Source organism: Actinotalea ferrariae CF5-4, assembly GCF_000603945.1.
GTDB lineage: Bacteria > Actinomycetota > Actinomycetes > Actinomycetales > Cellulomonadaceae > Actinotalea > Actinotalea ferrariae.
The window spans coordinates 1-6462 of sequence record NZ_AXCW01000241.1 but is presented as its reverse complement, the minus strand read 5'-3'; the positions used below and the strand labels follow the sequence as shown (position 1 = coordinate 6462).

Annotated in this window: 4 protein-coding genes and 1 pseudogene; 2 read left to right on the top strand and 3 right to left on the bottom strand. The window is 74.0% G+C overall.

Annotation, left to right across the window (positions count from 1 at the left end; translation table 11 throughout):
- Positions 1-49: 49 nt before the first annotated feature.
- Complete coding sequence (locus tag N866_RS15400) at positions 50-625, bottom strand: mycothiol transferase (protein WP_034227969.1); 576 nt, start codon at positions 623-625, stop codon at positions 50-52.
- A 211-nt stretch (positions 626-836) separates the two neighbouring features.
- On the opposite strand from N866_RS15400, the gene N866_RS22170 reads away from it, so the two are divergent.
- Positions 837-2234, top strand: a complete 1398-nt coding sequence (locus N866_RS22170; RefSeq protein ID WP_052023130.1) for a mannitol dehydrogenase family protein — start codon at positions 837-839, stop codon at positions 2232-2234.
- 14 nt (positions 2235-2248) lie between these two features.
- On the opposite strand, the pseudogene N866_RS15390 reads toward N866_RS22170, so the two are convergent.
- Both N866_RS15390 and N866_RS15385 read right to left on the bottom strand, forming a co-directional pair.
- Positions 2249-3751 (bottom strand): annotated as a pseudogene (locus tag N866_RS15390) (cation:proton antiporter domain-containing protein); the annotation flags it as partial.
- A 103-nt stretch (positions 3752-3854) separates the two neighbouring features.
- Positions 3855-5741, bottom strand: coding sequence for an FAD-binding monooxygenase (locus N866_RS15385; protein WP_034227967.1), 1887 nt, complete (start codon positions 5739-5741; stop codon positions 3855-3857).
- 104 nt (positions 5742-5845) lie between these two features.
- On the opposite strand from N866_RS15385, the gene N866_RS15380 reads away from it, so the two are divergent.
- Positions 5846-6462, top strand: a 617-nt coding sequence (locus N866_RS15380) for a thiamine pyrophosphate-binding protein (protein ID WP_034227966.1), incomplete at its 3' end; no start/stop codon positions are given.

Sequence of the window (6462 nt, the reverse complement as noted above, 5' to 3'; positions counted from 1 at the left end):
ACCGGTGGATCAGGGCTGAGACGGGATCGATCCCCGAGCCGCCGGGGGCCTACGTCCCGGTCGCTCCGTCCGGCGGCAGCATCGGCCAGTCGCGCGGCGGATCCTCCCCGACGCGACCGTCGATCGCCTCGCGCAGCAGGTCCATGTGCCCGGTGTGACGGCCGTACTCCTCGATGAGGTCGTGCAGGTGGCGGCGCACGCTGGGGCGGGCGTCGGCGTACTCGAGGTGGCCGGGCTGGTCGAGACCGCCGTCGGCGACCAGCTCGCGCAGCCGCACCCGGGAGCGGCCGACGGCGGCCTCCCAGAGCGCGTAGACCTGCTCTGCAGTCTCCTCGGGGCCGACGGTGAACTGCCAGCGCGTGACCTCGTCCTCGGTGACGGACAGCCAGGTGACGGGCGGACGGCCCGACATCCGCCAGCAGAACACGTCGTCCTCGCACACGGCCAGGTGCTTGAGCAGCCCCCCGACGCTCAACGCCGAGGTCGGCACGGGGCAGGCACGCAGCTGCTCGACGTCCAGCCCGTCGGCCTTCCAGCGGAACGTGGCCCGCAGACGCTCCAGCGTGCCGACGAGGTGCTCGACGTCGGTGCCGGCCAGCGGCGGCTCCCAGGCGGGGTCGGTCATGGCTCGCTCCCTCGCGATGCGGTCTGACGACTGGGGCAGGCTCCGCACGCTACGCCGCTCACCGACACGCTCACCCGCACGGCCACCGGCACGCTCACCGGCAGACCACCGGCCGACTCACCGGCACGGCCACCTCACCGCGCGACGGCCGTCCGGCACGGCGGGCGCATCGGTGGTCTGCTGGGCGGACCGACGACCACCAGGAGTCCCTGTGACGCACCTCGCCGACGCCGCCCTCCCCGGCCTGCGCCCGATCCTGCCGGTGCCGGAGTACGACCGGACGAGCCTGCGCGCCGGCTTCGTGCACGTCGGCGTCGGCGGCTTCCACCGCGCCCACCAGGCGATGTACGTCGACCGTCTGCTGGCCGCCGGCCACGCGCAGGACTGGGCGATCTGCGGTGTCGGCCTGCTGCCCGGGGACGTGCGGATGCGGGACGCGCTGCGCTCCCAGGACCACCTCTACACGCTCGTGGAGAAGCACCCGGACGGTCACGTCGAGGACCGCGTCGTCGGGCCCCTCGTGGACTACCTGTGGGCGCCGGAGGACGTCGAGGGCGTCGTCGAGCGGATGGCGGACCCGGTGACGCGGGTGGTCTCGCTGACCATCACCGAGGGCGGGTACGCGATCGACCCCGTGTCCCGGGAGTTCGCCCCGTCGGCGGTCCTGCGGGAGGAGCTGGCCAGCGGCGCGGCGCCGTCGTCGGTCTTCGGCATCGTGACCGAGGCGCTGGCGCGGCGCCGCGAGCGCGGGCTCGTGCCCTTCACGGTCCTGTCCTGCGACAACATCCAGGGCAACGGCGAGGTCGCCCGGCGGGCGTTCACCGGCTACGCGCGGCTCCGGGAGGCGGCCCTGGGGGCCTGGGTCGAGGCCCACGTCGCCTTCCCGAGCTCGATGGTGGACCGCATCACGCCGGCCACGACCGACGACGACCGCCGTGACCTGGCCGCCCGGACCGGCGTCCACGACGCGTGGCCCGTGGTGTGCGAGCCGTTCGAGCAGTGGGTGCTGGAGGACCACTTCACCGGCGGCCGGCCGCCGCTGGAGCACGCCGGCGTCCAGCTCGTGCGGGACGTGCGGCCGTACGAGCTCATGAAGCTGCGGCTGCTCAACGCGGGCCACCAGACCCTCGCCTACCTCGGGCACCTCCTCGGCCACCGGTACGTCCACGAAGCGGCTCGCGACCCGGAGGTCGCCGCGCTGCTGGAGCGGTACTGGCGCGAGGAGGCCGTGCCGACGCTGGACCCGGTCCCGGGCGTCGACCTCGACGACTACCTCACGACCCTCCTGACCCGCTTCGGCAACCCCGCCGTGGCGGACACCCTGGAGCGCATCGCCACCGACACGTCGGACCGGATCCCCACGTTCCTGCTGCCCGTCGTCCGCGACCAGCTGGCGCGCGGCGGCCCCGTGGGGATCGGGGCGCTGGTCGTGGCGTCGTGGGCCCGCTACGCCGAGGGCGTCGACGAGGCCGGCGGCACCTACGCCGTCGTCGACCCGCTGAGCGACGTCCTCACCGCGGCGGCGCAGCGCCAGGGCCGCGAGCCGCTCGCCTTCCTGGAGGTGCGGGAGGTCCCGTGGTCCGCGAGCGCGGTGCCGGCCGAGCCGTAGAGGTGGAAGACGGCGTCGGCACCGTGCCGGCGCAGCTCGGCGACGTCGTCGTCGTAGCGGGCCACGGCGGCGACCTTGCCGGAGAACCCGGCCACGCGCAGCCGCGCCAGCGCGATGAGGTTGGCGTTGTGGAAGGGCATGGCGAGCACGACGACCTGCACCTGGCCGGCGCGCTGCACGCGGGCCCAGAACTCGACGTCGGTGGCGTCGGCACGGAGCACCTCGAAGCCCTGCTCGCCGAGCTCGGCCACCCGGGTCTGGTCGTGCTCCACGCCGACGACGGACAGCCCGTACCCGTCGCGCAGCTGCGTGTACGTGGCGGCGCCGATCCGCCCGAGCCCCAGGACGAGCGCGTCGGAGTGGCCGACGTCGACGAGCCGGTCGTCCGGGTGCAGCTGCAGGGTGCTGTGGTGCGGCAGGAGCCGGACCATGCGGGTCGCGAGCTCGACGCCGCGCCGGTTGATGAGCGCCGAGACGGCGAAGCTGAAGGCGACGGCGAGCGAGACGACGACGACCCAACGCTCGTCGAGCATCCCGGCGGAGGCGCCCACGGCCGCGACGATGATGCCGAACTCGGAGAAGTTCGCCAGCACCAGGCCGGTGAGGAACGCGGTCCGCCGGCGCAGCCGCATCGCCCACAGCAGGACGGCGTAGAACGCGACCTGGAACGGCAGCACGGCGAGCAGCAGGAACGCCATGAGGAAGTCCTCGGGCGCGGGGCGACCGTGCAGCCCGATCTGCAGGAAGAACGCCACGAGCATGAGGTCCTTGAAGGTCATGAGCGACCGGGACAGCTCCGACGCACTGGGGTGCTTGGCCAGGAGCACACCCATCACCAGCGCGCCCAGCTCGCCGTGCACACCCACCGCCTCGAACAGGCCCCAGCCGACGGCGACGGCGACCGTCACGCCGAACAGCGCCTGGAGCTCGCCGTGGCCGATGTGGTCCCAGATGCGGTGCAGCGGCCAGGCGGCGGGGATGAGCAGGAGCAGCGCGAACGCCCACGGGCTCGGCACCTCGCCGCCCGCGAGGGCCATGAAGACGACCGCGACGACGTCCTGGAGGACGAGCAGGCCGACGGCGATCCGGCCGTAGAGGGAGGTCGTGTCCGAGCGGTCCTCGAGGACCTTGACGACGAAGACGGTGGAGGAGAAGGACAGCGCGAACCCGACCAGGGCGAGGGCCCCCACGGAGGCGCCGGAGACCAGCGCCGGGCCGACCACCGCGAGCAGGCCGAGGAACCCCAGACCGACGGCCGTCGAGAGGACCAGGTGGACGCTCGTGGTCAGCCAGATCTCCCGCCGCAGCAGCGTGCGCGCGTCGAACTTCAGGCCGATGGCGAACAGGAGCAGGACCACGCCGACCTCGGCGATCTGCTCCAGCCCGGCGGGCTCCGGCGCACCCAGGGCGCCCAGGGCGAACCCCGCGACGAGGTAGCCGACCAGCGGGGGCAGCCGGACGGCGGTCGCGAGGAGACCGCCGACGACGGCGGCCGCGAGGTACAGGCCCAGCTCCATGTGGCCTCCTACCCGGTCGTGCAGCCATTGTCCCGGGCGATCGGGCGGCGCGGAACCGCATGGGCCACGTGGGTGACGGGCCGCGGCCGCCGGCGCGGACCCGTCAGCCGCGCACCAGCAGGTGCTGCCGGAAGAAGGCGGCCAGCTCCGCCGTCGCGTCGAGCGGGAACACCCCCGCGACGTACTGGTCGGGCCGGACGACGACGACGCACCCGCCCCGGTCGACGCCGCGCGCGTCGAACGCGTCCTCGGCCGGGTCCGCGGCGAAGACCTTCTCGTAGTCGACGAGGTCGAACGGCCCGGTCCGCGGCTGGAACAGCGCCGGGACGTCGGTGAGCTCGACGTCCGCGTGCCCCTGCTGGAGGACGGCCTTGACGTCCAGGAGGGCATCCATGGCCTCACCGGAGGGCGTGTGCGCCCGCACCGGGGAGTCGTCGCCCTCCGCCATCCACTCGGCCCACCGCACCAGCGCCGAGCCCGGTGCCGGGGCGCCGTCGTCGGCGAACGCGTAGACGCGCCAGCGGCCGTCGGCGCGGTGCTGGTGGCCCAGGTGCAGGGGGTTGGCGTCGGCGACCCGCACCACCGGCACGGACCGGAACCGCTTGCCGACCGGGAAGCCGGCCGCGAGCGCCTGGTGGGTCGGCTCGGCGACGACCATCGACGGCGCGTACTGCGTCATGAAGCCGAAGAGGAACTCGGTGGTGCGCACGTAGAACGCGGCGACCTCGGCCGGGTCGACCTCCCCGGGCCTGCCCGCCATGAGGGTCGACCACTGCTTGTCGAAGTCGATGAGCGCCTGCGCGACCACCTGGCGCTCGGCGGAGTACGTGGCGAGCAGGCTCTCCGGGCTGCGGCCGGACAGGACGTACCCGAGCTTCCAGGCGAGGTTGAAGCCGTCCTGCATGGACACGTTCATGCCCTGGCCGGCCTTGGCGCTGTGGGTGTGGCACGCGTCGCCGGCGATGAAGACGCGCGGCGAGCGCGTGCCGACCTCGTCGGGGAGGACGTCGTCGAACCGGTCCGTGAGCCGGTGCCCGACCTCGTAGACGCTGTGCCAGGCCACGTCCTTCACGTCGAGCGTGTACGGGTGCAGGATCGCGTCGGCCCGCGCGACGATCTGGTCGATCGTCGTGGCGCGGATCGCGTGGTGGTCCTCCGGCGTGACCTCGCCGAGGTCCACGTACATGCGGAAGAGGTGCCCGCCCTCGCGCGGGATGAGCAGGATGTTGCCGTGCTCGGCGGAGATGGCGCACTTGAGGCGGATGTCCGGGAAGTCGGTCACGGCGAGCACGTCCATGACGCCCCACGCGTGCATCGCGGAGGTGCCCGCCATGGTGCAGCCCATCGCCTCGCGCACGCGGCTGCGGGCGCCGTCGGCCCCGAGGACGTACCTCGCCCGGACCACCTTCTCCTCCCCGGCGCGCTCCCCCGCGGTGCGGACGAGGGTCACGGTGACGGGGTGGTCGCCGTCGTCGGTGCGCTCCAGGCCGCGCAGCTCGTAGCCGTAGTCGGGGGCCCTGCGGCTCGGTGAGTGCGCCATGAACTCCGCGAAGTAGTCGAGCACGCGGGCCTGGTTGACGATGAGGTGCGGGAACTCGCTGATGCCCGCCGGGTCGTCCGGCGGGCGCTCGCCGCGGACGATCCGGGACGGGGCCGCCGGGTCCGGGTGCCAGAAGCACATCTCGGTGATGCGGTACGCCTCCTCGGCGATCCGCCCGGCGAACCCGAAGGCCTGGAACGTCTCGACGCTGCGCGCCTGGATGCCGTCGGCCTGCCCGATCGCGAGCCGGCCGTCGCGCCGGTCGACGATGCGCGTGTGGATCTCGGGGAACTGCGAGAGCTGCGCGGCGGCGATCATCCCGGCGGGTCCCGCCCCCACCACGAGGACGTCCACCTCGTCGGGGAGCTCCGCCGGCCGGTCGAGGCCGATGCCCGCCGCGGGCTGGACGCGGGGGTCGCCGGAGACGTACCCGTGGTGGTGGAACTGCATGCGACCGCTCCCCCTGACGCCGGTGTCGAGGTGGACAGATCGTATACGATGACTCTCGCACCGGCAACGACGCCGTGCCCACACCGCCCTGGAGGCCCAGCGCCATGCCGACGGTCTCAGCCCACGTCGCCGTCACGCTCGCCGCCCACGTCGACCACGTCTTCGGGGTCATGGGCAACGGCAACGCGTACGTCCTGGACGCCCTGGAGCGCCAGACCGGCGCCCGGTTCACCGCGGTGCGCCACGAGGCGGGCGCCGTCGTCGCCGCCGACACCTTCCACCGCGCGTCCGGCCGGCTCGCCGCGGCGACGACGACGTACGGGGCCGGGTTCACGAACACCCTCACCGCACTCGCCGAGGCCGTCCAGGCGCACGTCCCGCTCGTGCTCGTCGTCGGGGACGAGCCGACGTCCGGCCCGCGCCCGTGGGGCGTCGACCAGATCGCGATGGCCTCCGCCGTCGGCGCCCGCACCTACACCGTGGGCCGCGCGGACGCGGCCGCGACCACCGTCATCGCCGTCGAGCACGCCCTCACCTACCGGGTGCCGACCGTGCTGGCGATCCCCTACGACGTGGCGACGCTCGAGGTCGGCCCCGTGCCGGAGACCCTGGCCCCGCGCCCGCCGGTACCGCTCGTCCCGCGCGGGGAGTTCGCCGACGGCGTCGTGCGGCAGGTCGCCGCGGCCCTCGCCGCGGCGCGCCGCCCCCTGCTGCTGGCGGG

What these genes read in the sequence shown, in the direction of transcription:
- N866_RS15400 (WP_034227969.1), bottom strand. Translation starts at nt 625, where the DNA reads ATGACCGACCCCGCCTGGGAGCCGCCGCTGGCCGGCACCGACGTCGAG.
- N866_RS15385 (WP_034227967.1), bottom strand. Translation starts at nt 5,741, where the DNA reads ATGCAGTTCCACCACCACGGGTACGTCTCCGGCGACCCCCGCGTCCAG.